General features: G+C 60.9%; 23 protein-coding genes. 13 read left to right on the forward strand and 10 right to left on the reverse strand.

The window, feature by feature from the left end; all coding sequences use genetic code 11:
- The first annotated feature begins 120 nt into the window (after positions 1–120).
- The 5 genes from PMI03_RS26025 to PMI03_RS26045 all read left to right on the forward strand — a co-directional run bounded on the left by PMI03_RS26025 (position 121) and on the right by PMI03_RS26045 (position 6,544).
- A complete protein-coding gene (locus tag PMI03_RS26025; protein WP_007700789.1) occupies positions 121–1,644 on the forward strand; it encodes a sugar ABC transporter ATP-binding protein in 1,524 nt (507 codons plus the stop codon).
- A gap of 62 nt (positions 1,645–1,706) precedes the next feature.
- A complete protein-coding gene (locus PMI03_RS26030; RefSeq protein WP_007700792.1) occupies positions 1,707–2,720 on the forward strand; it encodes an ABC transporter permease in 1,014 nt (337 codons plus the stop codon).
- A 65-nt stretch (positions 2,721–2,785) separates the two neighbouring features.
- A complete protein-coding gene (locus tag PMI03_RS26035; RefSeq protein ID WP_007700795.1) occupies positions 2,786–3,733 on the forward strand; it encodes a substrate-binding domain-containing protein in 948 nt (315 codons plus the stop codon).
- A gap of 260 nt (positions 3,734–3,993) precedes the next feature.
- On the forward strand, positions 3,994–5,049 hold the full coding sequence (locus PMI03_RS26040) for a sugar phosphate isomerase/epimerase (RefSeq protein ID WP_007700798.1): 1,056 nt from the start codon (positions 3,994–3,996) through the stop codon (positions 5,047–5,049).
- Positions 5,050–5,356: 307 nt separating this feature from the next.
- Positions 5,357–6,544: a Gfo/Idh/MocA family protein gene (locus PMI03_RS26045; protein ID WP_007700801.1), complete on the forward strand. Its 1,188-nt coding sequence runs from the start codon at positions 5,357–5,359 to the stop codon at positions 6,542–6,544.
- A 52-nt stretch (positions 6,545–6,596) separates the two neighbouring features.
- Here the strand turns inward: PMI03_RS26045 and PMI03_RS26050 are convergent, their stop codons facing one another.
- Positions 6,597–7,001, reverse strand: a complete 405-nt coding sequence (locus tag PMI03_RS26050) for a DoxX family protein (protein WP_007700805.1) — start codon at positions 6,999–7,001, stop codon at positions 6,597–6,599.
- A gap of 258 nt (positions 7,002–7,259) precedes the next feature.
- Between PMI03_RS26050 and PMI03_RS26055 the strand changes: the two genes are divergently transcribed.
- The 3 genes from PMI03_RS26055 to PMI03_RS26065 all read left to right on the forward strand — a co-directional run bounded on the left by PMI03_RS26055 (position 7,260) and on the right by PMI03_RS26065 (position 11,669).
- The gene (locus PMI03_RS26055; protein ID WP_007700809.1) at positions 7,260–8,633 is read left to right on the forward strand and encodes a GH1 family beta-glucosidase; all 1,374 of its coding nucleotides are present in this window, start codon (positions 7,260–7,262) and stop codon (positions 8,631–8,633) included.
- Between the two features lie 166 nt (positions 8,634–8,799).
- Entirely contained in the window at positions 8,800–9,345 is a 546-nt protein-coding gene (locus PMI03_RS26060; protein ID WP_007700812.1) for an NADPH-dependent FMN reductase, read from the forward strand.
- A gap of 110 nt (positions 9,346–9,455) precedes the next feature.
- Positions 9,456–11,669, forward strand: a complete 2,214-nt coding sequence (locus tag PMI03_RS26065) for an EAL domain-containing protein (RefSeq protein WP_007700815.1) — start codon at positions 9,456–9,458, stop codon at positions 11,667–11,669.
- A gap of 32 nt (positions 11,670–11,701) precedes the next feature.
- On the opposite strand, the gene PMI03_RS26070 is transcribed toward PMI03_RS26065, so the two are convergent.
- Both PMI03_RS26070 and PMI03_RS26075 read right to left on the reverse strand, forming a co-directional pair.
- The gene (locus PMI03_RS26070) at positions 11,702–12,646 is read right to left on the reverse strand and encodes a rhodanese-related sulfurtransferase (RefSeq protein ID WP_007700818.1); all 945 of its coding nucleotides are present in this window, start codon (positions 12,644–12,646) and stop codon (positions 11,702–11,704) included.
- A gap of 80 nt (positions 12,647–12,726) precedes the next feature.
- Positions 12,727–13,758 carry a LacI family DNA-binding transcriptional regulator gene (locus PMI03_RS26075; protein WP_007700821.1) on the reverse strand — a complete coding sequence of 344 codons (1,032 nt, stop codon included), beginning with the start codon at positions 13,756–13,758 and terminating at the stop codon, positions 12,727–12,729.
- Between the two features lie 132 nt (positions 13,759–13,890).
- On the opposite strand from PMI03_RS26075, the gene PMI03_RS26080 reads away from it, so the two are divergent.
- The gene (locus tag PMI03_RS26080) at positions 13,891–14,850 is read left to right on the forward strand and encodes a dihydrodipicolinate synthase family protein (RefSeq protein ID WP_007700824.1); all 960 of its coding nucleotides are present in this window, start codon (positions 13,891–13,893) and stop codon (positions 14,848–14,850) included.
- 165 nt (positions 14,851–15,015) lie between these two features.
- Positions 15,016–16,404, forward strand: coding sequence for an MFS transporter (locus tag PMI03_RS26085; RefSeq protein WP_007700827.1), 1,389 nt, complete (start codon positions 15,016–15,018; stop codon positions 16,402–16,404).
- A gap of 54 nt (positions 16,405–16,458) precedes the next feature.
- On the opposite strand, the gene PMI03_RS26090 is transcribed toward PMI03_RS26085, so the two are convergent.
- Entirely contained in the window at positions 16,459–17,367 is a 909-nt protein-coding gene (locus PMI03_RS26090; protein ID WP_007700831.1) for a CHAD domain-containing protein, read from the reverse strand.
- The gene (locus tag PMI03_RS26095; protein ID WP_039974743.1) at positions 17,345–17,830 is read right to left on the reverse strand and encodes a CYTH domain-containing protein; all 486 of its coding nucleotides are present in this window, start codon (positions 17,828–17,830) and stop codon (positions 17,345–17,347) included. Before PMI03_RS26095 ends, PMI03_RS26090 begins: the two co-directional genes overlap by 23 nt.
- A 160-nt stretch (positions 17,831–17,990) precedes the next feature.
- On the opposite strand from PMI03_RS26095, the gene PMI03_RS26100 reads away from it, so the two are divergent.
- The 3 genes from PMI03_RS26100 to PMI03_RS26110 all read left to right on the forward strand — a co-directional run bounded on the left by PMI03_RS26100 (position 17,991) and on the right by PMI03_RS26110 (position 19,777).
- Entirely contained in the window at positions 17,991–18,629 is a 639-nt protein-coding gene (locus tag PMI03_RS26100; protein WP_007700836.1) for a 2-dehydro-3-deoxy-phosphogluconate aldolase, read from the forward strand.
- A 130-nt stretch (positions 18,630–18,759) separates the two neighbouring features.
- The gene (locus PMI03_RS26105) at positions 18,760–19,467 is read left to right on the forward strand and encodes a tellurite resistance TerB family protein (protein ID WP_007700838.1); all 708 of its coding nucleotides are present in this window, start codon (positions 18,760–18,762) and stop codon (positions 19,465–19,467) included.
- Between the two features lie 67 nt (positions 19,468–19,534).
- Complete coding sequence (locus PMI03_RS26110; RefSeq protein ID WP_007700841.1) at positions 19,535–19,777, forward strand: hypothetical protein; 243 nt, start codon at positions 19,535–19,537, stop codon at positions 19,775–19,777.
- Positions 19,778–19,781: 4 nt separating this feature from the next.
- On the opposite strand, the gene PMI03_RS26115 is transcribed toward PMI03_RS26110, so the two are convergent.
- The 5 genes from PMI03_RS26115 to PMI03_RS26135 all read right to left on the reverse strand — a co-directional run bounded on the left by PMI03_RS26115 (position 19,782) and on the right by PMI03_RS26135 (position 24,503).
- Positions 19,782–20,885 carry a nickel/cobalt transporter gene (locus tag PMI03_RS26115; RefSeq protein WP_007700844.1) on the reverse strand — a complete coding sequence of 368 codons (1,104 nt, stop codon included), beginning with the start codon at positions 20,883–20,885 and terminating at the stop codon, positions 19,782–19,784.
- The gene (locus tag PMI03_RS26120) at positions 20,879–21,535 is read right to left on the reverse strand and encodes a DUF1007 family protein (protein ID WP_039974745.1); all 657 of its coding nucleotides are present in this window, start codon (positions 21,533–21,535) and stop codon (positions 20,879–20,881) included. Before PMI03_RS26120 ends, PMI03_RS26115 begins: the two co-directional genes overlap by 7 nt.
- 264 nt (positions 21,536–21,799) lie before the next feature.
- Positions 21,800–23,062 (reverse strand): RNA polymerase sigma factor, encoded by a 1,263-nt coding sequence (locus PMI03_RS26125; protein WP_007700849.1) that lies wholly within the window; start codon positions 23,060–23,062, stop codon positions 21,800–21,802.
- Positions 23,063–23,073: 11 nt separating this feature from the next.
- On the reverse strand, positions 23,074–23,421 hold the full coding sequence (locus PMI03_RS26130; protein ID WP_007700853.1) for a YciI family protein: 348 nt from the start codon (positions 23,419–23,421) through the stop codon (positions 23,074–23,076).
- A 188-nt stretch (positions 23,422–23,609) separates the two neighbouring features.
- A complete protein-coding gene (locus PMI03_RS26135; RefSeq protein WP_007700856.1) occupies positions 23,610–24,503 on the reverse strand; it encodes a LysR family transcriptional regulator in 894 nt (297 codons plus the stop codon).
- Positions 24,504–24,971: the final 468 nt, after the last annotated feature.

The following is a 24,971-nucleotide window of genomic DNA, read 5'->3' on the forward strand; positions in this document are numbered from 1 at the left end:
TCCGTGGAGGTCAAAGGCGACCGCGAAGAATTGTGCAATATCAACCGATGTAAACCTTTACACTCCATATGTAAAGGTTTACATAGCATGGAAAGTGGGTGGAGCCACAGGGAGGAAGTGATGGTTTCGGAGGCCGTCGACGGCGCGGTGGTGCTGTCCGCGAGGCGGATTTGCAAGTCCTTCAGCGGCGTGCAGGTTTTGTTCAGCGTCAATTTCGATCTGCGGGCTGGCGAGATCCATGCACTCATGGGTGAGAACGGCGCCGGCAAGTCGACGCTCGTCAAGGTTCTCTCCGGTTTCGAGCAGCCGAGCTCCGGCGAGATTCTGCTCGACGGCAAGCCGGTGAAGCTGCCGCCGAACGGTGCGGCCGAAGCGCTCGGCATCGTCATCATCCATCAGGAATTTAATCTTGCCGAACATCTGACCGTCACCGAGAGCCTGTTTCTCGGCCGCGAAGTCACGCGTTTCGGCGTTCTCGACCGCAAGCATATGCGGGCGGAAACGCGGCGCGTTCTCGACCTGCTCGGTTCGCATGTCGACGAGAATGCGATGATCGGTACGCTTTCCATCGCCGATAAGCAGATGGTCGAGATCGCTAAGGCGATCAGCCGGGACGCGCGGATCGTCTTCATGGACGAGCCGACCGCCGTGCTGTCGCGGGAGGAAACCAACTTCCTGTTCAAGCAGGTGCGCAAGCTGCGCGACCAGGGAACGAGTTTCGTCTTCGTCTCTCACAAGCTCGATGAGGTCATGGAGCTGACGGACCGGGTTACTGTCCTGCGCGACGGCCAATGGGTGAAGACATCGCCGACATCGCTGCTCGATGGTGAATCGATTGCCCAATTGATGGTCGGGCGCGAGCTTTCCAGCCTCTATCCCGCCAAGCACGAGCCCGACGTCGACGAAGAGATCGTGCTCAGCGTCAACTCAATTTCGACGGGCTATGTCCGCGATGCGAGTTTCGAGCTGCGCAAGGGCGAGATCCTCGGCTTTTCCGGCATGATCGGCTCCGGTCGCACCGAGTTGATGGAGGCGGTGGTCGGGCTGCGCTCGCGTCTCGCCGGTGACGTCATCGTCAATGGGCAATCCGTGCCGGCGCATGACGTTCACGCCGCGATCGGCTCGGGCCTTGCCTATATGACCAAGGACCGGAAATCCAAGGGCTTGCTTCTCAATTCGGGCATGGCCGCGAACCTCACCCTGCAATCCCTCGATCGGCATGGCAAGTTCGGCTATCTCAGCGCCGCAAGCGAGGCCAATGCCTTGGCGCGGGCACGCCGCCGCTTCGATATCCGCGTGCGTGACGGCAATATCGTCGCCGGCCGCATGTCCGGCGGCAATCAGCAGAAATTGCTTCTGGCCAAGGTCATGGAGACCGAGCCGCAGATCATCATCATCGACGAGCCGACCCGCGGCATCGACGTCGGCACGAAGCAGCAGATCTATCATTTCATTTCGGCGCTGGCGCGCGACGGCCACTCGATCATCGTGGTCTCCTCGGAGATGCCTGAGGTCATAGGGCTTTGCACGCGGGTTGCCGTGATGCGCGAGGGCCGGATCGTCGGCGTGCTCGAAGGCGAGGAGATCTCCGAGCAGGAAATCATGCGCTACGCGGCGGGTTTGAAGAAAAAGACGGCTGCCTGATCCGGCGGCAAAAAATACGGGCGAATTCCCAGCAATGATGGGACGGGAGGTTGGTTTTGGATATGAGCGTAGGCGAGGACAGCAGCGAGAAGACCAGTAGGCGCGGCCGCTCATGGCGGGATGTCGATCTGCGGGCCGTGGCCCCGTTTGCAGCGCTGCTGCTGCTTTTGATCGTCGGCGCGTTGGTCAATCCGAATTTCATCGGCATGACCAATCTCACCAATGTCGCGACGAGATGCGCCTTTATTGCGATCATCGCAGTGGGAGCGACCTTCGTCATCTCGGCCGGTGATCTCGATTTGTCGGTCGGCGCGATGGTCGCCTTCGTCGCAAGCCTGATGATCCTCCTGATGAACTCGGGCGTCATCGCAGATCCAACCCTGATGCTGGCGGCCGCCGTGTTGTTCGCAATCGTCGCCGGTGTCCTGTGCGGCCTCGCCAATGGTCTCATCACGACCATGGGCAAGATCGAACCGTTCATCGCAACCCTCGGCACCATGGGTGTCTACCGCGGCTTGACGACCTGGTTATCGCAGGGCGGCGCGATCACCCTGCGCTCGGCTGAGGTGCAGGCGCTCTACAAGCCTGCCTATTATGGCTCCGTGCTCGGCGTGCCGGTTCCGATCGTGGTCATCCTTGCCGTCACCTGTGTTGCGGCCTTCATTCTTTATCGTACCCGCTACGGGCGGCATGTCATCGCCGTCGGCTCCAGTCGCGATGTTGCGCGTTATTCCGGCGTGGCGGTCAATCGCGTCCGCACCGTCGCCTTCGTCATCCAGGGCCTGTGTGTGGCGATTGCCGTGCTTCTCTATGTGCCACGGCTTGGCTCCACGTCGGCGACAACGGGCATTCTCTGGGAGTTACAGGCGATTACGGCCGTCGTCGTTGGCGGAACGGCGCTGAAGGGCGGCGCGGGCAGGGTATGGGGCACGATCTGCGGCGCCTTCATCCTCGAGCTCGTCGGCAACATCATGCTGCTTTCCAATTTCATCAGCGAGTATCTGCTGAGCGCCATCCAGGGTGCGATCATCATCATCGCCATGCTGGTTCAGCGTTCGCTTGCGCGCAAATCGTGAATAACCGGGTCAGGGGGCGCCCGGTTCTTATGACAAGGCCCTGTCTCTATCTGGGAGGATAAAACATGCGTAAAAGACTATTTGGCCTGGCCGTGGCGTTGGTCGCCTTGGCCGGTGCGGTCCATGCCGAGGACAAGAAGGTGACCATCGGCGTCTCCATTCCGGCGGCGGATCATGGCTGGACCTCGGGTGTGGTGTTCCATGCCGAACGCGTCGCCAAACTCTTGATGGCGGAACATCCGGGGCTCACCGTCATCGTCAAGACTTCGCCGGATGCGGCAAGTCAGGCCAATGCGGTACAGGATCTTGAGACTCAAGGGATCGACGCGCTGGTGATCCTGCCGTCGGACCCTGATCCGCTCGTCAACGCCATCAAGGAAGTCAAGGACAAGGGCAAGTTCGTCACCCTCGTCGACCGCGCGCCGAGCAGCAACGACAATTCCGTCCGCGACCTCTATGTCGCGGGCAATAATCCGGCGCTCGGCCAGACGGCGGGCGAATATATCAAGAAGAATACGCCGGACGCTCAGGTCGTCATTATCCGCGGTCTGCCGATCCCGATCGATCAGCAGCGCCAGGACGGTTTCGACAAGGGTATCGCCGGCTCGAACGTCAAGGTTCTCGACCGTCAGTACGGCAACTGGAACCGCGACGATGCCTTCAAGGTCATGCAGGACTATCTGACGAAGTTTCCGAAGATCGATGTCGTCTGGTGCCAGGATGACGACATGGCCGTCGGCGTGCTGCAGGCGATCGAGCAGGCCAAGCGCACTGACATCCAATATGTCATCGCCGGCGCCGGCTCCAAGGATATGATCAAGAAGGTCATGGATGGCGACAAGCTGATCCCTGTCGACGTGCTCTATCCGCCGGCAATGGTGGGCACCGCAATGGAGCTGACCGCTGCCAACTTCTACGATCAGGTTCCGGTTCGCGGCAGCTATATCCTGGATGCGACCCTCGTCACCAAGGACAATGCCAAGGATTTTTATTTCCCCGATTCGCCGTTCTGATCGGCTGATTTGAACACATGCGCCCGCCGGTTCCGGCGGGCGTTTTTTATGTGCTCCGCTAAAGAGTTTAGCATGGCGCGACGATTTTTGCGGCACGTACCTCTTGCTGTCTGCAACGGGCCATGATTAGGTCTCGATGCATTCGACTTTCGGCCGGACGGCCCTATTGTTTCTCGAGGAAATTGCGCCTTGTTCATCTGGAACTGGGCGTTAAGATGGACCGGAAACGTTTACAGAACGCGATCAGGGAGGAATTACGCATGAAGACGATCAAAGGCCCCGGCCTGTTTCTTGGACAATTCGCAGGCGATGCGGCACCGTTCAACTCGTGGGATTCGATCACGAAATGGGCGGCTGATGCCGGCTATGTCGGCGTACAGGTGCCGACCTGGGCGGGCCAGCTCATCGACCTGAAGAAGGCGGCTTCTTCCAAGGATTATTGCGACGAATTCGCCGGTGTCGCGCGCGCCAACGGCGTTGAAGTGACTGAGCTTTCGACCCATCTGCAGGGTCAGCTCGTCGCCGTCCACCCGGCCTATGACGAGGCCTTCGACGGTTTCGCGGCGCCGGAAGTGCGCGGCAATCCCAAGGCGCGGCAGGAATGGGCTGTCGAGCAGGTGAAGATGGCGCTGACGGCGTCGAAGCACCTCGGCATCAAGGCGCATGCGACCTTCTCCGGAGCTCTCGCCTGGCCCTTCATATACCCGTGGCCGCAGCGCCCGGCCGGCCTGGTCGAAACCGCCTTCGATGAGCTTGCGCGCCGCTGGACGCCGATCCTCAACCATGCCGATGAAAACGGCGTCGATGTCTGCTACGAAATCCATCCGGGCGAAGACCTGCATGATGGCATCACCTTCGAGATGTTCCTGGAGCGTGTGAAGAACCATCCGCGCGCCAACATGCTCTACGACCCGTCGCACTATGTCCTGCAGTGCCTCGATTATCTCGACAACATCGATATCTACAAGGACCGGATCAAGATGTTCCACGTCAAGGACGCGGAATTCAATCCGACCGGCCGACAGGGCGTTTATGGCGGTTATCAGGGCTGGGTCGAGCGCGCCGGCCGCTTCCGTTCGCTCGGCGATGGCCAGGTGGATTTCGGCGCGGTCTTCTCGAAGATGACGACCAATAATTTCGATGGCTGGGCCGTGGTCGAATGGGAATGCGCGCTGAAGCATCCCGAAGACGGCGCGCGCGAGGGCGCCGAATTCGTCAAATCGCACATCATTCGCGTGACGGAGAAGGCCTTCGACGACTTTGCCGGCAGCGGCACGGACCATGCGGCCAACCGGCGTATGCTGGGGCTGTCGTAATTTTCTCTTCTCACCAGCGGGGAGAAGATGGAGGCCACCCTCGTCCTTCGAGGCTTCACTCCTTCGCAGGGCTCAGGAGGCTCCGCACCTCAGGATGAGGGCGGAGCGAGTTCTGCGCGGGATTCCGCAAGAGCGATCTGTGGTGCTGGCAGGCAGGGGAGTCTGGCTGCCGGGCGTAGAGGTTAGCCTCACCCTGAGGTGGCCCGCAGGGCCCTCGAAGGGCGAGGCGGGTGGCCGGGAACGGTAAATCGCCAAGACCTTCTCTTGCTGGGGAAGGTAGAAGACTAATTTCATTCAGGAGGAACCTATGGCAATCGAAGGATCATCGGAACAGACGCGCGAGCCGCGCATTCGGCTCGGCATGGTGGGCGGAGGCGCGGGTGCCTTTATCGGCGCGGTGCACCGTATCGCTGCGCGCATTGACGACCAGTTCGATCTTGTCGCCGGCGCACTTTCGTCCTCGCCGGAAAAGGCCGCGGCCTCGGGCCGCGATCTCGGCCTCGATCCGTCCCGCACTTATGCCAGCTATCGCGACATGGCGATCCGCGAAGCCAAGCTGAAGAACGGCATCGAGGCTGTCTCGATCGTCACGCCGAACCATGTTCACTATGACGCCGCCAAGGAGTTTCTCCGCCGTGGTATCCATGTCATCTGCGACAAGCCGCTGACCTCCAATCTCGCCGACGCCAAGAAGCTGAAGAAGGTGGCGGACGAAAGCGGCGCGCTGTTCATCCTGACGCATAACTACACCGGCTATCCGATGATCCGTCAGGCGCGTGAGATGATCGCCAATGGCGAGCTCGGCGATATCCGCATCGTGCAGGCGGAATATCCGCAGGATTGGCTGACGGAGAATATCGAGCAGTCCGGTCAGAAGCAGGCGGCGTGGCGCACTGACCCGTCGCAATCCGGCGCGGGCGGCTCCACCGGCGATATCGGCACGCATGCCTATAATCTCGCCTCCTTCGTTACCGGCCTGGAGCTCGACAGCCTTGCTGCCGATCTCGACAGCTTCGTCGAAGGCCGCCGTCTGGACGATAACGCCCATGTGCTGTTGCGCTTCAAGGCCAAGGGTTCGGAAAAGCCGGCCAAGGGCATGCTGTGGTGCAGCCAGGTGGCGCCCGGCCACGAGAACGGCCTGAAGCTCAGGGTTTACGGCACCAAGGGCGGTATCGAATGGACGCAGGCCGACCCCAACTATCTCTGGTACACGCCATTCGGCGAGCAGAAGCGGCTGATCACGCGCAATGGCGCTGGTTCGGGCGCTGCGGCTGCCCGCGTCTCGCGCATCCCGTCGGGCCATCCGGAGGGTTATCTGGAAGCGTTCGCGACGATCTACACCGAAGCCGCGCGCGCCATCAATGCTGCCAAGAAGGGCGTGGCGGTCGATCCAGCCGTGATCTACCCGACCGTCGATGACGGCGTGAAGGGTGTCGCTTTCGTCGAGGCCTGCGTTGCCTCCTCGAAGCGCAATGGTGCTTGGGTCAAGGTCTGAGACCAAGACATTCCGCGGCGGCGCAGGACGCCGCCTCGGAACGGGCCTTCACTCAGACAGTGACCGCCTGCTTACGCTTGGTCAGCGCGTCGATGCTGAAAGGTCCGGCGCCAGCAGCGACCAGATAGAGAAAGATGAAACAAAACAGGATGGCCGACACGCCGCCATTTTGCGCCGGGTAAAAGCTCTGCGACGCATGGCGCAGGAAATAGGCGAAAGCCATCAGGCCCGACAGTACAAAGGCGGCAATGCGCGTCTGGAAGCCGATCAGCACAAGGAAGCCGAGCGTGAGTTCGAGCAGGCCGGCAATCCAGGGTAGGGAGCCCGTGGCCGGCACATTCTGGGCCGCTGGAAAATGCAGGATCTTCTGTGTTCCATAGCTGAACAGCACGAGCGAGGAGACGATGCGCAGGAGGCTCAGCAGATGGGGCTGCAAGGTATGGATCGCTGGAAGCATTTGATTCCTTTCACATGGGATATGTTTGCTACTTCCAATTGGTCCAAACCGAAAAGACAAGTCACGACTGTTGACATTGGTGTTATCGGCCACGCTGAAGCATAGGCGGAGATAGTCGACCGATGGTTGCGGGAGGCCGATAGCCGGCTCAATTTCATTGGCTGCAACGTTGCAGTTTTTCTTCGGCCGACGCTGTACTTTGCCATTCGGCTTGGCTAAACCGCCGTCAACGAAGCCACAACAGACGGGATTTTCATCATGATCGATCCGAAGCTTCTCGCAGCCCGCTTCCCCGGCGATTTCACTTTCGGCGTTGCCACCGCGGCCTTCCAGATCGAAGGCGCCACCAAGGCGGATGGCCGCAAGCCGTCGATCTGGGATGCCTTTGCCAACATGCCCGGCCGCGTCTATCACCGCGACAACGGCGATGTCGCCTGCGATCACTACAATCGGCTGGAACAGGATCTCGACCTGATCAAGGATATGGGCGTCGAAGCCTATCGCTTCTCGATCGCCTGGCCGCGCATCATTCCCGACGGCACCGGCCCGGTGAACGAAGCGGGCCTCGATTTCTACGATCGTCTCGTCGACGGCTGCAAGGCGCGCGGCATCAAGACCTTCGCTACGCTCTATCACTGGGACCTGCCGCTGACGCTCGCCGGCGATGGCGGCTGGACGGCGCGTTCGACGGCGCATGCCTTCCAGCGTTATGCCAAGACCGTCATGGCCCGCCTCGGCGACCGTCTCGATTCCGTCGCCACCTTCAATGAGCCCTGGTGCATCGTCTGGCTGAGCCACCTCTACGGCATCCACGCCCCGGGCGAACGCAACATGCAGGCGGCACTTTACGCCATGCACTACATGAACCTCGCGCATGGTCTTGCCGTCGAGGCGATCCGCGCCGAAGCGCCGAAGGTGCCGGTCGGCATCGTGCTTAATGCTGCTTCGATCCTTCCGGGTTCCGATAGTGCCGAAGACAAGGCCGCCGTCGAGCGCGCCCATCAGTTCCACAATGGTGCTTTCTTCGATCCGATCTTCAAGGGCGAGTATCCGAAGGAATTCGTCGAGGCGCTCGGCGACCGGATGCCCGAGGTCCTGGACGGCGATCTGAAGACTATCAACCAGAAGCTCGACTGGTGGGGCCTGAACTACTACACACCGAACCGTGTTTTCGACGATGCGGCCAAGAGCGGCGATTTCCCCTGGACGAAGGAAGCGCCCCCGGTCAGCGCCGCCAAGACCGATATCGGCTGGGAAATCTATGCGCCCGGCCTGCAGCATGTCGTCGAAGACCTCTACAAGCGCTATGAGCTGCCGGAATGCTACATCACCGAGAACGGTGCCTGCTACAACATGGGAATCGTCAACGGTGAGGTCGATGACCAGCCGCGTCTCGACTATTACGTCGACCACCTCGGTATCGTCGCCGACCTGATCAAGGACGGCTATCCGATGCGTGGCTATTTCGCCTGGAGCCTAATGGACAATTTCGAATGGGCGGAAGGCTACCGCATGCGTTTCGGCCTCGTGCATGTCGATTACGAGACGCAGGTACGCACGGTAAAGAAGAGCGGCAAGTGGTATAGCGAACTCGCCGCTCAGTTCCCGAAGGGGAACCACAAGGCGGATTGATGTGATTCTACCTCCCCCTTGAGGAGGGAGGTCGCGCGGAACGCGCGGGTGGGGGGTGATGCTCGGTATCCGCAGAAGATCACCCACCCCGGACCGTTGGTCCGACCCTCCCCATCAAGGGGAGGGTGGCTATCGCCAGAATCGGCGCTTCGGATTAAAGGTCCTTATGGCCAAACAACTCTCCCTCTACGCCCTTTGCGGCAGCTTACGACAGGCCTCGACCAGCCGCAGGCTGCTTGAGGCTTTGTGCGTCGCATCGCTCGACGGCGTTTCCATCGAGATCTGTGATTTCATCGGCGATCTGCCGATCTTCAATCCGGATGACGAGGGCGGCAGGATACCTGCCATTGTCGCAGCTTTTGCGGAGAAGATCCGCGATGCCGACGGACTGATTGTCTCCTGCCCGGAATATGCCCATGGCATTCCCGGCGGGTTCAAGAATGCGCTGGATTGGCTGGTGTCTCGCGACGAGGTGCCGTTCAAGCCGCTGATGTTCGCACATGCCTCGCATCGCGGCGATCTCGTGCTGGAGCAACTAACGGACGTGCTGCAAACCATGTCGCTCCGCATCGTGCCGGAGGCTTTTTTGCGCGTTCCGCTTGCTGGCAAGAGCGATGAGGCGCAGGCGGCGATCCTTGTGGAGGCGCAGAAAAACGGCGCACTCGGGGCTGCTCTCGATCGTTTTGCGCAGGCGATCCGCGCTGCTGCTTGATCGACCACCATGGCGATAAAAATACAACCATTTCCTGTAAGAATCATAGGCTCGCTTTAACCGTTTCTTGAAGACCTGACGGCAGACTTCGCCGCTCAAGGAGAAGCGTGTTGGGAGCAGTTTTCAGGTCATTCGGGCGGAGCAAGCAGCTCGGTCGTCATTCCATCGTGACGGCCGTTTTGTTTTCATTCGCGCTGGTCGTTACCGTGGTCACGCTGATGGTGCTGACAGCGATCAGCCGCGTTGCGGATTATTCCAACAAGCTGGACGACGAACGCTCTTGGGAAACCACGGCTGGGGCGCTGAAGACCTTCGAAGGCCAGCTCGACGCGACACTGCATGACTATGCGGCGCGAGACGCCGCCGCCGAACATGTCTATGCGGAAGACGGCCGGGAATGGATCGTCGGCAATTATGGCAAGATGACCTCCGATGGCACCCTGTTCGATACGGTGCTGGTGGTCGATGACGCCAACAAGCCGATCATTGCCTATCGGGACGGAAAACCGATGGCCGAAGGGGCGGGGAATTTCTTCGATGCCTCGATCTGGGCTCTTGTTGATCAGGTGCGCAAGACGCGGGTAACCGGCGAGCCGGAGGCGAGCGGCTATGTAACGACCGCCAGGGGTATTGCCGCCGTCGGTGTGGCGACGATCCGCGAGACATCCGGCCGCATTCCCGTGCCGGAGGGCAAGCGCCGCTACCTGATCTTTGCCCGGCATCTCGATGCCGCCAAGCTCAAGATGCTCTCCCATACCTATATCATCAGCGGGCTGCGCCTCGTGCCGCCGGACACCCAGGCACGCTACGCCGTTTCGATCGTCGATCCGCTCGGAAAATCGCTCGGCCGGCTGGTCTGGAACTCGCGCGGACCGGGCGACACGAGCTACCAGCAAGCGCGTCCTCTGGTGCTCGGGGCTCTCGGCCTCGTCGGCATGTTCTTTGTGGTGCTGCTGATCCTGGGGTCGTTGGCGGGGCGTCGGTTGCGGGCGGAGGAGGCACTGGCGCGCCAGGGTTCGCTGCGCGACCGCCTGAGCGGCCTTCTCAATCGCGAAGGGCTGCGCCTCGATGTCGATCGGCTGGTTGACAGCGCCCGCGCCGACGGCAGCAATGTCCTTCTGCTCTATCTCGACCTCGACGGCTTCAAGGAAATCAACGATGCCTATGGCCATGGCACCGGCGACCAGCTGATTCGCTCCGTCGCTGCCGGTCTCAATGTGCTGATCCCGCCGAATGCGACGCTGGCGCGGCTCGGTGGCGATGAGTTCGCAATCGCCTTTCCGTCCAGGGAGCTGAACCACGCACCGGCGCTACGACTTGCCGAACAGGTGCTGGATTTCTTCTCCGAGCCACTGGAGATCGGCCGCCGCGTGATCGTCGTCGGCGCCAGCATCGGTATTGCCAGCTCGCCGGAGGGCCGGATCGACCGCGAGGAACTGGTGCGCCGCGCCGATCTCGCCATGTACAAGGCCAAGGAAGCCGGCCGCGCCCGCATGATCTGCTACGAGACGGCCATGGATACCGACCGCGAGGAGCGCAATGCGCTGGAACTCGACCTGCGCAATGCCATTGACAGACAAGAGCTGACGGTTGCCTATCAGCCGCTGGTCGATGCGGTGAGCCATGAGATCACCGGCGTCGAGGCGCTGGTGCGCTGGAACAGGCCCGGTTACGGGCCGGTCTCGCCCGACGCCTTCATTCCGATTGCTGAAACCAGCGGCCTGATCGAGGCGCTCGGGCTGCTTGTGCTGCGCAAGGCGTGTGCCGCGGCGCGGCAATGGCCGGATCTGCGGATTGCCGTCAATGTTTCGCCGGGGCAGTTCCGCAACCCCGCTTTCGCGGATTATGTGCGTCACGTCCTCAAGGATGCGGAGATCGAAGCGGAACGCGTGACGCTGGAGATCACCGAGGGGTATATGATCCAAAATCCGGAGCGCACCCGTCAGTCGATCGAGCGGCTGAAGAGGCTCGGCGTCAAGGTGGCGCTGGATGATTTCGGCTCCGGCTTCTCCTCGATCGGCTATCTCCGCCAATTCGGTTTCGACCGCATCAAGATCGACCGGTCGCTGACCATGGATGTGCTGACGGACAGCCGCTCTCGTGACATGCTGCAGGCGACGGTGGCGCTGGCGCGATCCCTCGACCTGCCGGTGACGGCGGAGGGCATCGAGACGGAAGAGCAGGGGGCGGCGTTGAAACTCTTCGGCTGCGACGAACTGCAGGGTTATTTCTTCGGCAAGCCGATGCCGGAAGCTGAAATCAGCAGGCGCTTGGCGGCGCAAACGGCCCGCGTCCCGGACAGGGAACGCGACACTGCCGCCTAGAACGGTTCAGCTTTCACGGATTTTCTCGAAAATCAGCCGCCAATATGCTCGTGGCCGCGCTTGCGGGCAAGGGCAATCTGGCGCTGGCGCTCGCGGTAACGTTCGCGGTCTTCCTCGCTGCGCTCGTGATAGCAATGGCTGCACGAAACGCCGGCTTCATAGAAGGGCGAGGTGATTTCTTCCGCTGTGATCGGCTGGCGGCAGGCATGGCAGAGCTTGTGATTGCCTTCCTTCAGACCATGCTCGACGGAGACGCGCTCGTCGAAGACGAAGCAGGCGCCTTCCCACAGACTTTCCTCGGCCGGCACTTCCTCGAGATATTTCAGGATGCCGCCCTTCAGGTGAAAGACCTCGTCAAAACCCTGTTCCTTCATGAAGGCTGTCGCCTTTTCGCAGCGAATGCCGCCGGTGCAATACATGGCGATCTTCGGCTTGTTGTGCAGGCCCTCGTTCTGGCGCACCCATTCCGGAAATTCGCGGAAGGTCTTGGTCTTCGGATCGACCGCGCCCTTGAACAGACCGATCGCGGTCTCGTAATCGTTGCGCGTGTCGATGACGATGGTGTCGGGGTCGGAGATCAGCGCGTTCCAGTCTTTGGGCGCGACATAGGTGCCAACGACCCTGGTGGGGTCGATATTCTCGACGCCCATGGTGACGATCTCTTTCTTCAGCTTCACCTTCATCCGTACGAACGGCATTTTCGATGCCCGGCTTTCCTTGTGCTCCAGGCCGGCAAATTCCGGCTGGGCGCGCAGGAAGGACAGCACCGCGCCGATGCCCGCATCCGTGCCGGCGATGGTGCCGTTGATGCCCTCATGGGCGAGCAGCAGCGTCCCCTTGACGCCGCTCGCCTCGCAGAGTGCAAGCAAAGGCTCCCGCAGGCTTTCGAAGCGCGGGATGGAAACGAAATGATAAAGGGCCGCAACGAGAAATGCGCCACCTGCCTCGTGTCGCGAGGTCGAAAGAATGTCCGTCATGCCGGGGAAATACAATTTTGCGCGCCGTCAGGCAATCGGGATTTCTATGTGGCGTGTCATCGAGGGCGCCGGCGGCCCTGTCAGACCTTCACCCGCGCGGTCGATTTACGCGGAATGAGCGTCGGAGCCGAAATCCGGATGCGATCATCTTCGGCGATCGTGTTTGCGGCCAGCAGATCGAGCGCTTCCGAAGCGATTTGATCGAACGGTACCCGGAGTGTCGTGAGAGGGGTTGGCAAATGGCTGACGATGGGGATGTCGTTGTATCCGACCAGCGATATGTCGCCCGGAACCGAAAGCCTCATCTTCGTCAGCATCGAAAGGGCGCCAATGGCGGTATTGTCGTTCACGGCGAAAATAGCGGTCGGCCTGTTCTTCAGGTTCATGAGCGTGGCCGCCGCTTCCGCGCCCGAGTCGATGCCGAAGGTCGAGCCGACGACGAAATCCGGATCAATGTTGATGCCCGCCTCCAGGAGCGCTTGTTTGTAGCCCTCCATACGTCCGCGGCCGCTGGATGCATAGGACGGGCCGGCGATCAGGCCGATCCGCCGATGCCCAAGGTCGAGCAGATGGCGTGTCGCAAGATAGCCTCCAAGCCGGTCGTCGCCGACCGAGGAGAGGCTGCGGCCGTCGGTTCTGAGTGCCAGCACGTAGGGCACACCGCGCTCAGTCAGGATGGTTGGAAAGTCATCATCCTCGCGGGCTGTGGCAAGGATCAACGCGTCAACGCCTCTATGGAGAAGCGATTCAGCCGCCAGCCTGTCCGCCTTCGGCCTGTCGTCCGTCGTTGCGACAATGGCAAATCGGCCCGAGCGGCTGCAGGCCTTGGCAAGCGACTCGTAAAGCATGGCCATGACAGTGTCCGTCAACCGCGGAACGATCACCCCAACCGTCATCGTCTTGCCGCGCCTGAGGCTGGCGGCAGACACATCGCGCACATAGCCGAGATCGGTCGCGATCTTCCTGACCCGCTTAGCGGTCTCATTATCGGATTGCGGAAGTCGCTCGTCGAGGATGCGGGAAACTGTCGATTTTGAAACTCCCGCCGCGGCCGCAACATCGTGAATCGTGATGCGTGCTGAACGTAGTTTGTCTGTCTCGTCTACTGCCATCTGTCATCCCTATGCCGCACCGTCGCATGCCGCGCTTTTATAAATGCCTCAAAATCGTACTTGACTCCAGGGTTTTCGAAAACGATAGTGGGAACGTTCCCATTAACGATCCCAAAACGGAGGAGGATTCCAATGACGGTTCACGATCCCAAGCTTGCAACGGAAAAGAAGACGTCGGTGATGGACCTGCGCGGCCTTAGCCCGGCGCCCGTCACCGCATTCACGAGGGATGGCAAGGTTGACTACGCCGCAAACGCCGAGCTGGCCCGCTGGCTGGTCTCCATCCAGGGCGTCAAAAGCCTCGTTTGCCTCGGCCATGCCGGTGAGGGCACGTTCCTGACGCAGGACGAACAGGTCAAGCTCATCGAGACGCTGGTCGAAGCCGTCGATGGGCAGGTTCCGATCATCGCTGGCATCACGGGCGAAGGCACGGAGGTTGCCACCAAGGAAGCCAAGCGCGCGGCCGATGCCGGCGCCATCGGCGCACTCGTCTATCCTTCCCACGGCTGGCTGCGGTTCGGATATCAGGACGGCGCACCGCAGGATCGCTACAGGGCCATCCATGAAGGATCCGGCCTGCAATGCATCCTGTTTCAGTATCCTGATGTCACCAAGGCGACCTACAATCTCAAGACCCAGCTTGAGATCGCCGCCCAGCCAGGTGTCGTCGCCACCAAGAACGGCGTGCGTAACATGAAGCGCTGGGACACCGAAATTCCAGTTCTACGCAACGAGTTTCCTGATCTGCAGATCCTCACCTGCCATGACGAATATCTGCTGCATACGATGTTCGACGTCGATGGCGCGCTCGTTGGCTATGGCAATGTCGCCCCGGAACTCCTGGTGAAGTTCATCGAGGCGGGCAAGGCGAAGGATTACGTCAAGGCGCGCAAGCTCCACGACCAGCTCCTGCCGGTGACCAAGGCCATCTATCATCGCGGCTCTCACATGGAAGGCACGGTGGCGCTGAAGATCGCACTGGTCGCGCGCGGCATTCTCAAGAACGCCACGGTCCGCTCGCCGTTGCTCGATCTTTCGAAGGAAGCGGAAGAGGAGATCAAGGCAGCACTCAGGTCCTCCGGTATCATCTGACGGACGAGATGCATCATGGGTTCGGCGCGAATGCGCCGGACCCGCGGCCCCTGTCCGCGTCGACTGCTCAAGCCGAGGATCAGACCGCCTAATTCGACTGAGAATCATGCATGAAGGCATCCGAGGAGGTGGCGTAAGCCACGGGGCCTTCCAGAGGAGGGGAAAATGCTACATCAACCATCTGCGTTGAAAGAGGGCGTGCACTTCGACGGCCAGGCCGATATCGGTGCGCGCCTCGAACGCTTGCCGATCACCCGCGAGGTCTTTTGGGCCAGAAACATTGTCGGCGCGGCGACATTCTTCGATGGTTACACCGTGATCGCCATTGCCTATGCAATGCCGGTTCTCGTGCGCGAATGGGGCCTTTCCCCGCAACAGACCGGCATGATCCTGTCGATGGGTTATCTCGGCCAGCTTGTCGGCGCGGTCTTCTTCGGCTGGTTGGCCGAAAGGCTTGGGCGTCTCAAGGTTTTGCTGTTCACCATTCTGCTCTTCGTCAGCATGGACGTCGCCTGCCTTTTTGCCGCGGGCGCAGGAGCGATGATCCTCTTCCGCTTCGTTCAGGGGATTGGAACGGGCGGGGAGGTGCCGGTCGCCAGTGCCTATATCAACGAATATATCGGGTCGAAGGGTCGCGGGCGCTTCTTCCTTCTCTACGAGGTCATGTTTCTCCTTGGTCTCGTGGGCGCCGGTCTAATCGGCTATCTGATGGTCCCTGTCTATGGCTGGAAAGTCATGTTTGCAGTCGGTCTGGTCCCCGCGATCCTGATGATGCCGCTTCGCTGGTTCATGCACGAATCTCCAAGATGGCTTGCCTCCAAGGGGCGTTATGACGAAGCAGACAAGATCGTCACCCGGCTCGAGAACAGTGTCCGCGCGGCCGGCAAGGAATTGCCGGAATCGGCACCGGTCGAGATCAACGCCAATGCCCGCCGCGAGTCCAATTGGCGCGAACTGTTCCAAGGGATCTACAGAAAGCGCACCCTGACCATCTGGGCGATGTGGTTCACATCCTACATGGTCGCGAACGGCACGATCACCTGGCTGCCGACCCTCTATCGCCAAACGTTCAATCTGCCGCTGGAAACCAGCCTGGCCTATGGGTTCATGACCTCGGTGGGCGGTGTCATCGCAGCGATCATCTGCGCGCTGCTGATCGATACGGTTGGCCGCAAGCGTTGGTATACCTGCGCTCTGCTTCTCGCGCCCATACCGCTTGTCGTGCTTGCTTTTCTCGGCGCGACGTCGGCCGAGCAGGTGCTCGTTTGTGCGGGACTTGCCTACGCGATCGTGCAGACGGTCACCTTTTCGCTCTACCTATACTCCGCGGAAATCTACCCGACCCGGCTTCGTGCCATCGGCACCGGCGTCGGCAGTGCCTGGCTGCGATTGGGATCCTCGGCGGGGCCGATCGTCGTCGGCTGGCTCATGGCCCATTTCGGGCTTCAGAGCGTGTTCGCAGCCTTCGCCGGGATACTTCTGTTCGGAGCCCTGATCACCGCGGTATTTGCGGTGGAGACGAAGGGGCGCATGCTTGAGGAGCTGTCTCCGTGATCCGGTACGGCCGAAGCTTGTCGTTGGAGACAGCCGGCGCTCAGGGGCGGGAGTCTAGTCTCCCGCTTCCAGCCAAAGCCGCTTGATCGTTCGCGCCTCGCGTTCCGGTTCGTCGGCGAAGACCCAGTGGGCTTTGGCAAGCGCTTCCCGCCGCGCAATTTGCTGGCGGGAGATGATCGCCTCCAGCAGGCGGGCGCGGTCGTCGCTACTGTCGAAGAGATGCGATTCGCGGTCGGTGACGTCCGATAGCATCGACAGATCGAGATAACGGCCGAGTATATCGACCAGCGCCTTGGCTTCGAGTTGTTTGGCATGCATGGCCGCCGGCCAGATGTCGCGCAGCAGTGCATGATGCATCCAGCAATCCTGGCTGCGTTTGCGCAGGTCATGGAACTGGTCGGCATGGGCCTCGGCATGGCATTCGGAGAGCGCCGCTTTTGCCTTGCGGCCGGTCCTTTGCCAGCTCTTTTGAAACAGGCGGGCGGTCTCGCGCCGGCCGCTCTTGAAGGAAACGGCCCTTAGCGCCTCCAGCGCATCGTGACAGGTGGCAATCGCCGCCTTCGCCTTGTCCTCGATATCGGTTTCGGCCTCCGACAGGCGATCGCGCCGGGCGGTGAGCACCTTCGTGACGCGGGCAAGCGCCCTGGCCTCGTCCCTGGAGGTTGCCGTTTCGTGCAGATAGCGGCTGGCCTCGATCAGCGCAGTGGCGTCGCGAACGCCGGAGAGTGTCCTGGCCATCTCCCGCAGCCTGTCGTTTTCCCGCTGTTGGAATTCCGGGGCGCGTCGGGCGATGAGCCTGTAGAGTGCGCGGACATGCTTGATATGCTTGCGCGCCCGATGCACCGCCTCGTGCAATCCTTGTGGTCGATCGGTCAATGCCGTGATCGCCTTGCCGAGCTGCTGCGCTGCGACGGCGTGGACTTCGTCATCGAAGGCCTTGTCAGGCCGAATGCGATAACTCATCGTATTCCTGTTCGAACTGCGTCGCGAGCGCCTGGTTGGAATAGCGATATTCGCCGGTCACCTCGCGGCCGATCCAATCCGGCAGTTCCGGATCGTCGCTTTCGTTCTCCAGTTCGACCTCGGCGACCACCAGGCCGCGATGCGCGCCGCGAAACACGTCGACTTCCCAAACGAAACCCTTATGGGGCACTTTATAGCGGGTTTTCTCGATGATGAGGCCGATGGCATTGCCGAGCAGTTCCTCGGCGTCGCCGACAGGGATCTCGTATTCGAACTCGTCACGCGTCATCGCCTTGCCGATTTTCATCGTCAAGGTCGCGATGGTGTCGTTGGTCAGCCGTACCCGTACGGAACGATCATCCATGGTGGCGACATAGGCTTGCCGCAGGATGAGCTTCTCGGAGGCGAGCTCGCGCCAGCGATCTCCACGGACCAGAAACTTTCGCTCGATCTCTTTTGCCATATGCTCGACATGCTCCGTCAGCATCATATCCAGATAGACTAACGGAAGTTTTCGGGTTTTCCTACCCGTTGTATCCAAACTTAGCTTTTGTCTCGACAATGCCCCTCGGGAAGGCTATTCGAGGACCCGATTTCAATCGTTTTAAGGGAGCGCGCCGACCATGGGCGAGAAAACCGAAAAGCTTCTTTCCATCCTGAAACTGCAGCCCGTCGTTCCCGTCCTCGTCGTCGAGGATGCGAAGTCGGCGGTGCCGCTCGCCCGCGCGCTTGTCGCCGGCGGCCTGAAGGCCATCGAGATCACGCTGCGCACCGCGGGCGCGCTTGATGCCATCCGTGCCGTCGCAGAAGAGGTCGAAGGCGCCGAGGTCGGTGCCGGCACGATCCTGAATGTCACGCAGTGGGATGCAGCCGTCGCGGCCGGTTCCAAGTTCATTGTCAGCCCCGGCACGACGCAGGAGCTGCTGGATGTTGCCCGCACCTCCGACGTGCCGCTGCTGCCGGGTGCGGCAACCGCAAGCGAGGTCATGGCGCTGCGTGAAGAGGGCTACAAGGTCCTGAAATTCTTCCCGGCCGAGCAGGCCGGCGGCGCTGCCTATCTGAAGGCTCTGTCCTCGCCGCTCGCCGGCACGCTGTTCTGCCCGACCGGCGGTATTTCGCTGAAGAATGCCCTTGATTACCTGTCGCTGCCGAACGTCATCTGCGTCGGCGGCTCCTGGGTCGCGCCGAAGGAGCTGGTCGCTTCCGGCGATTGGGCCGGGATCACCAAGCTCGCTGCCGAGGCGGCCGCGCTGAAGGGCTGAACTGCGTAAAAAGTTTGCTCGAAGGGCGTGCATGGGCTCCATGCGTGCCCTTTTTGCATGTGGCGGATTTGTATTTGCGGCAGCAATTCCTATCTCACTCTGGCCATCACAAGGACGGAGGACCACCCATATGATCGACGCGCGCAAGCTTTTGGACCAATTTCTGGGGACGCAGGTACCAGGACTGCAAGGAAGCGTGAAAGACAAGGCGACGCAGGCTATCAATCTCGCCAGGGATAATCCAATGGCGACCAGCGCCATCGCCGGCGTGCTGCTCGGAACCAAGACCGGACGCCAGGTTGCCGGCAATACGCTGGTGCTCGGCGGGCTCGCTGCCATCGCCGGACTTGGTTACCAGGCCTACAAGAATTATCAGGCCGGCAATGCACCGACGCCGGCGCCGCAGCCAACGCAGCAGGCGGAACCGCAATTTCTGCCGCCGCCCTCCAATTCCGGTTTCAGCACCGCCCCGGCGATCGCCAGCAATGATTTTGCCCTTTCCCTCGTCCGCGCCATGATTGCCGCGGCGCGGGCCGACGGGCATATCGACGACGCGGAGCGGCAGCATATCCTCGGCAAGGTGCAGCAGGCGGGTGTCGGCGCGGAAGCAGAAGCCTTTTTCGAGCGCGAGCTTGCCAACCCCGTCGATATCGACGCCATTGTCGGCTCGGCACAGACCGAGGAACAGCGCGTGCAGATCTATGCCGCATCGCGCCTGGCGATCGAGCCGGATTCGCGCGCCGAGCGTGGCTATCTCGATCTTCTCGCCGGCAGGCTGGGTCTTGCCGATGCGCTGGTCGATCATATCGAGGCGACGGTCTCGAGCGCCAAGGTCTGATCACCACTACGAAACAGGGCCGGTTGCCTTTCGCGGGCGGCTGGCCTAAGCCTTCGCCCGACAATGAATGGCGATGCGCGAGGGATTGGTCATCTTGACGGATAAGAACAGCGAAACCCGCTCGACGGCCATCGCCGCCGCCATCATCCTGTTGGCCGCCATGGCGCTTCTGTATTTCATGCCGGATGTCATCGTTCGGCTCGGCGATGTCTCGCCCTGGCTTGGCACCGGCTTCGGTGTCCTCGTCATTCTCGCCTTCTTCCTGGTCTTCTGGCTGAGAGCGCGTTACCAGCGGCGCAGGGACCTGTAATCGATCAGGTCTGCAGCGAGGCGCCGAGCAGCACGACGCCGGTGCAGATCACCAGCAGCGCACCGCAAATCTCTATGCCGTTGCCGACCCACGCCGAGAGCTTCGAGCCGCGACCGGTGAAATGCACGGCGGCGCCCTTGGCGAAGACGGCGATGATGGCGAGCAATGAGACGGTCAGTGCCGTTCCGATCGACATCGCCAGGACCGACAAAAGACCGCCGAGATAAAGCCCGTTCAGCATCGAGAAGGTCATGACCAGCAGTGCGCCGGAGCACGGGCGAAGGCCGACGGTGATGATTGCCGACCAGGCCTCGCGGATGCTGAATTTCTCGTTCGACAGCATTTTCGGATCGGGCAGGTGCGAATGGCCGCAGGTTTCGCAGACCATACCGTTGTCCAGATTGTGCGCCGGATCGTAGCACTGATACTGGCTGGCCGTTTGCGGCGCGGCGCTGAGACGGGAGAGCTTTTTGGCTGGTCCCGGTTCGTCCGCGAAGAGCGACATGCTGATCGGGCCTGCCGATGTCGCGAGCTGTACTTCCTGGCGCTGTGGGCGGTTCTGATACATCGAGCGCAGCTTGCGGAACAGCAGCCAGCCGCCGAACAGGATCACCATGACGAAGCTGGTGATCTCCATGGCGTTGGTGGCCATCGTCATGGTGATGCCCGAGCCACGCAGGACGAAATAGGCGGCACCGACGACGAGGACGGCAACCAGGCCCTGGATGAGGGCCGAGATGAACGAGATGACGATGCCGCGCTTCAGCTCGATCTCGTTGGCGACCATGTAGGAGGAGATGACCGCTTTGCCATGGCCAGGGCCGGCGGCGTGAAAGATACCATAGGCGAAGGAGAGGCCGATCAGCGTCCAGAGCTGCCAGGGATCCTCGCGCATGGCTTCTATCGACTTGGTGAGCGCCCGGTAGAAGGCCTGCTGCTCGTAGTTCACATAAAGGAAGATCGGCGCCAGTGGCCCGCCCATCGGCTGAAAGCTCGGCTCCGCCGTGCCAATGCCGAGCGGGGATCCGGTGGCATGGGCAAGGCTCGCTGCTGCCAGAAAGGCAAGCATAGCAGCCGGAACCAGCCTCCATATCCGCGATATCAGCATTGGACGTCTATCCGCGTTGCAAAGAGTTTCGACATCGTCGTTCCTGTCGGGTCGTTGAAGAAGGCGTCCGTCAAGGTCGTCTTGTTCTCGGCGATGACTTCGTCGGGATTGGGGCGCACGACCTGCTGCTTGCAGGCTTTGAAGGCGTCACCTTCCGTCACCAGCTCATTGTCCGTTGGGAAATCGATCGAGGTGTAGAGCGTCGGGTCGTAGATGCCGAAGCTGAGCTTGTTGCCCTTTAGCGGCATCGTCTCGGACGGCTTGACGGCGAAGAACATCAGGAGCTGCCCATCCTGATAGTCGACATTGATGATGTCGGGCTTGTTGACCTTGATGGGTTTGCCGTTGAGAGACAGGTTTGTGTAATAATCGTAGTCCGCCAGTGAATCGCGTACCGTCTTGCCGACTTCCTTCAGCTCGTCCGGGTCGAGCTTCAGATTGGTGTTCTTGTCGAAATCCATCAGCACCGAGGAAGAGAAGACCGCGTCGAAGCGCCAGACGTTGCGCAGCTCCTGCACATTGCCGTCGGCGCCGGCCAGCACTTCCAGACGAGCCTCGACGAAGATATGCGGATGCGCCCATGCCGCGACAGGCGCGAGCAACAGGCCTCCAGCCAGGACGGCGGCTTTGACAGGGGTGGATTTTCTCATGCGTCCGATGTGCTTCGTGAGCATTGATTCACTTCGACTTCTGGTCAGGAAATGAGACGGAATTGGGACCGGCCAGCGGAACTGGTATCAAAACCAATTCAATGCGATTCACTTAAATATTTGGTCTCGCAATACGCGCCAAGAAGAATTGATCCATTTCGCGAAGAACAAATGCGTTGACGCGTCGCTAGCCTGATAAGCGGGGGAGAATTAGGGTAACTCAAAGCAAGTTTGTTGGTTAGGTTCTATCTTTGCTTGATGTCCCTAGGGGCTATCGGGCGCCAAGCTTTCCGTCCGCCGCTTTTGCAAGAAGCGGCGGACCGCAGGATCTATTTCCAGCGCTATCGCTTGGTCATAGGCCTCGCGTGCTGCCACCATTTCCTCTGCTCTCGCATGAAGTTCCGCTCGCGCCGCCCAATAGGGTTGATACTCGATAAGCCGGCTGCCGGGGTCCAGCGTCGGCAGCGCCGCCAGCCCTGCGGCGGGGCCTCGCGTCTGCGCCACGGCGATCGCGCGATTAATGGCCGCCACCGGCGAGCCGGTAATTGCGCAGAGGCCATCGTAGAGACGTTCGATCGCCACCCAATCAGTCGTGCCTGTTCGGCGTCGCGCGACATGGGCCGATTGGATTGCCGCTTCCAATTGATAGCGGTCGAAGGCGTCAAACGCACTGGCGTGAATAAGCAACCCCTCCGCTTCGTCGATCAACCCTTCGTCCCATAGAGCAGGATCCTGATCGGCCAGCGGTACGAATTCGCCAGCCGGACTGCGCCGGGCGCCAAGCCGCGCATGTGAATAGAGCATCAGAGCAAGCAGGCCGAGCGCTTCGGCCTCCCTTGGCAAGAGCGCGACGATCAGCCGGCCAAGCCAAATCGCCTCCTCAGCCAGGTTGCGCAGGCTCACATCGGCGCCGGCCGGATCACTCCAGCCTTCCGTATAGGCCGCATAAACCGCCTCTAGGACTGCGCCAAGGCGCGGGCGCATGTCTGTCCTGTCGGGCACGCGTAAAGGAATCTTGGCGCGTCGAATCCTGTTTTTTGCCCGCGCCAATCGTTGGCCCATTGCCGCCGGCGAGACCAGGAAGGCGGAACCGATTGTCTGTGCGTCAAACCCGAGGATCGTCTGCAGGATCAGCGGTGCTCTGATTCCAGGCTCTATTGCCGGATGTGCGCAAGCGAACATCAAAGCAAGACGCTCGTCTGGAATTTCTGGCGCTTGGCTCGCGGTTGCCTCCAACTCCTCCGCCATGAGCCGAAGATGTTCGGAGGCGGCGGCGCTGACCCGTCCGCGCCTGATGGCGTCGATCATCTTGCGCCGGGCAACGGCAAGCAGCCAGGCCTCGGGGCTCAGTGGCGCGCCATTGACTGGCCAATCGGCCAGAGCCGAGGCAAAGGCCTCCGACAAGGCGTCTTCGACGCCGGCCACATCGCGCGTGCGCGCCGCGAGAATGGCGACCAGTTTGCCATAGCTTCGGCGCGCAACCGCCTCGGCAGCTTTGGTGGCAGGCTGGTCGTCTCCTCGCGACATGGCAAAGCAGCTCAATAAACCATGAGAGGGCGAACCTCGACCGTGTCGTGCTGAGCGCCGGGACAACGCGCCGCCCACACGAGGGCGCCGTCGAGATCAGGCGCCTCGATGAGATAATAGCCGCCTAACTGCTCCTTGCTCTCGATATAGGGGCCGTTGAGAACCGAGGTCTTGCCATCCGGCGCGCGCACCACGGTTGCCGTCGAGGAATCCTGCAATCCACTGCCCGCCAGGAACGCTCCGGCCTTTTTCAACACTTCCGTGTAGGCCGCGTAGGCCGCGAACGTCTCGGCCTTCTGTTCTTTTTTAGCATTCTTGTGTTCGGCTTCGTTCCAATACACCAACAGCATATATTGCATGACGCGTTCCTTTCTCTCGATACGCGGAGCTCCACAGCCCCGTGCAGCATTGACGTTTGAACCGGCGCGATTTTGACAGGGCGCGGGGAGAAATTTCAACCGAGACAGGGTGCGAAACATATCTGCCAATGATGTGCGGGACATGGGCGATCAGCCGCACGCCTCGCTGGTTTTGACAACTGGAATGCTCAGCCGTGCTTGCGGAACCAGTTATGCAGGTAGTCCACGAAGATGCGCACCTTGGCCGGGAGATAGCGGCGGTGCGGATAGACGGCGTAGATGCCGCGGTCGGTTGGAAGATAGTCGTTGAACAGGGTCAATAATTGCCCGCTCTCGATCGCCTTGCGCCCGATGAAGTCCGGGACAATGGCAATGCCGAGGCCGGCGAGCGCCGCACGCAGCGTCGCATGCGGGCTGTTGACTTCAAGCGTGCCGCTGATCGCGACATTGAAGGTGGTGCTGTCGGCATCGACGAAGCGAATATTGCCTTGCGAGCGGGTGTTGGTGTCGATGATGAAAGGCACATGCGCGAGATCGCTCGGATGCTCCAGCGCCGGATAGCGGTCTAGAAATTCCCGGGTGGCGCAGAGATGGACGCGGAAATCCGAGATCTTGCGGGCGATCATGCCGGAATCCTCGAGCTTGGTGACGCGCACCGCGACGTCGAAGCCCTCTTCGATCAGATCGACGAAGCGGTCGTCGGCGGCGATCTCCAGCGAGAGATCGGGATTTTCCTTGGCGAAGTCGATCAGCGATTGCCCGACATCGGCGTCGACGAAAGTGCGCGGCACGGAGACGCGCAGCCGGCCCTTGAGCTGCTGGTTGTTCTCGCGCACCAGATCGGCAAGGTTGTCGATTTCCTTCAAGATGTCGGATGCGGTGCGATAATAGGTGTGGCCCGCCTCGGTCATCGAGAATTGCCGCGTGGTGCGGTTGAGCAGGAGTGCGCCGAGATCGTCTTCCAGTTCCCGGACATATTTGGACAGCAGCGCCTTGGAGCGACCGGTCTTGCGGGCGGCGGCCGAAAAACCTTCCGCTTCGACCACGTCGATGAAGGCGCGAATCCGGGTCAAAGTGTCCATGGCGATGCCTCCCGTTAACTGTTGCAAGATGTTGAACAAAACGCGCTGATTTGTTCAATTATTTTTTTAGGCCGCCAACGAAAAAAATTCTTGATTATGACGGCGAATATTCTTATCTCCCCCTCAGCCCAAAGTCGCACGTGCCCGTGGGTGTCCGCCGATCCTCGATGTGGTGAGAAAATCGGTAAGGTACCTGGAACTAACCCCTCCAGTCGCTATTTCGGCCAACCGAAAAATGCGAGGACATCTGAAGCAACGACGGTGCGGGCCTTTTTGTTCTCTCCCGGCTTTCCATCAGCCGGGGTTACTGAAGAGGCACACCTTCATTGCCGGAAGTGCGGTTGGGATATTCCCTCCAATCCATGGCAGACAAAGCCGAATTAGCGCTGCTTTCGTGGCACTGGTTCATTATCTGCGCAGCGCGCGTTTGCACGGTTCCGGGGTCTCCACCGGCTGGTACCTGAGCGA

Source organism: Rhizobium sp. AP16, from assembly GCF_000281735.1.
Taxonomy (GTDB): Bacteria; Pseudomonadota; Alphaproteobacteria; order Rhizobiales; family Rhizobiaceae; genus Rhizobium; species Rhizobium rhizogenes.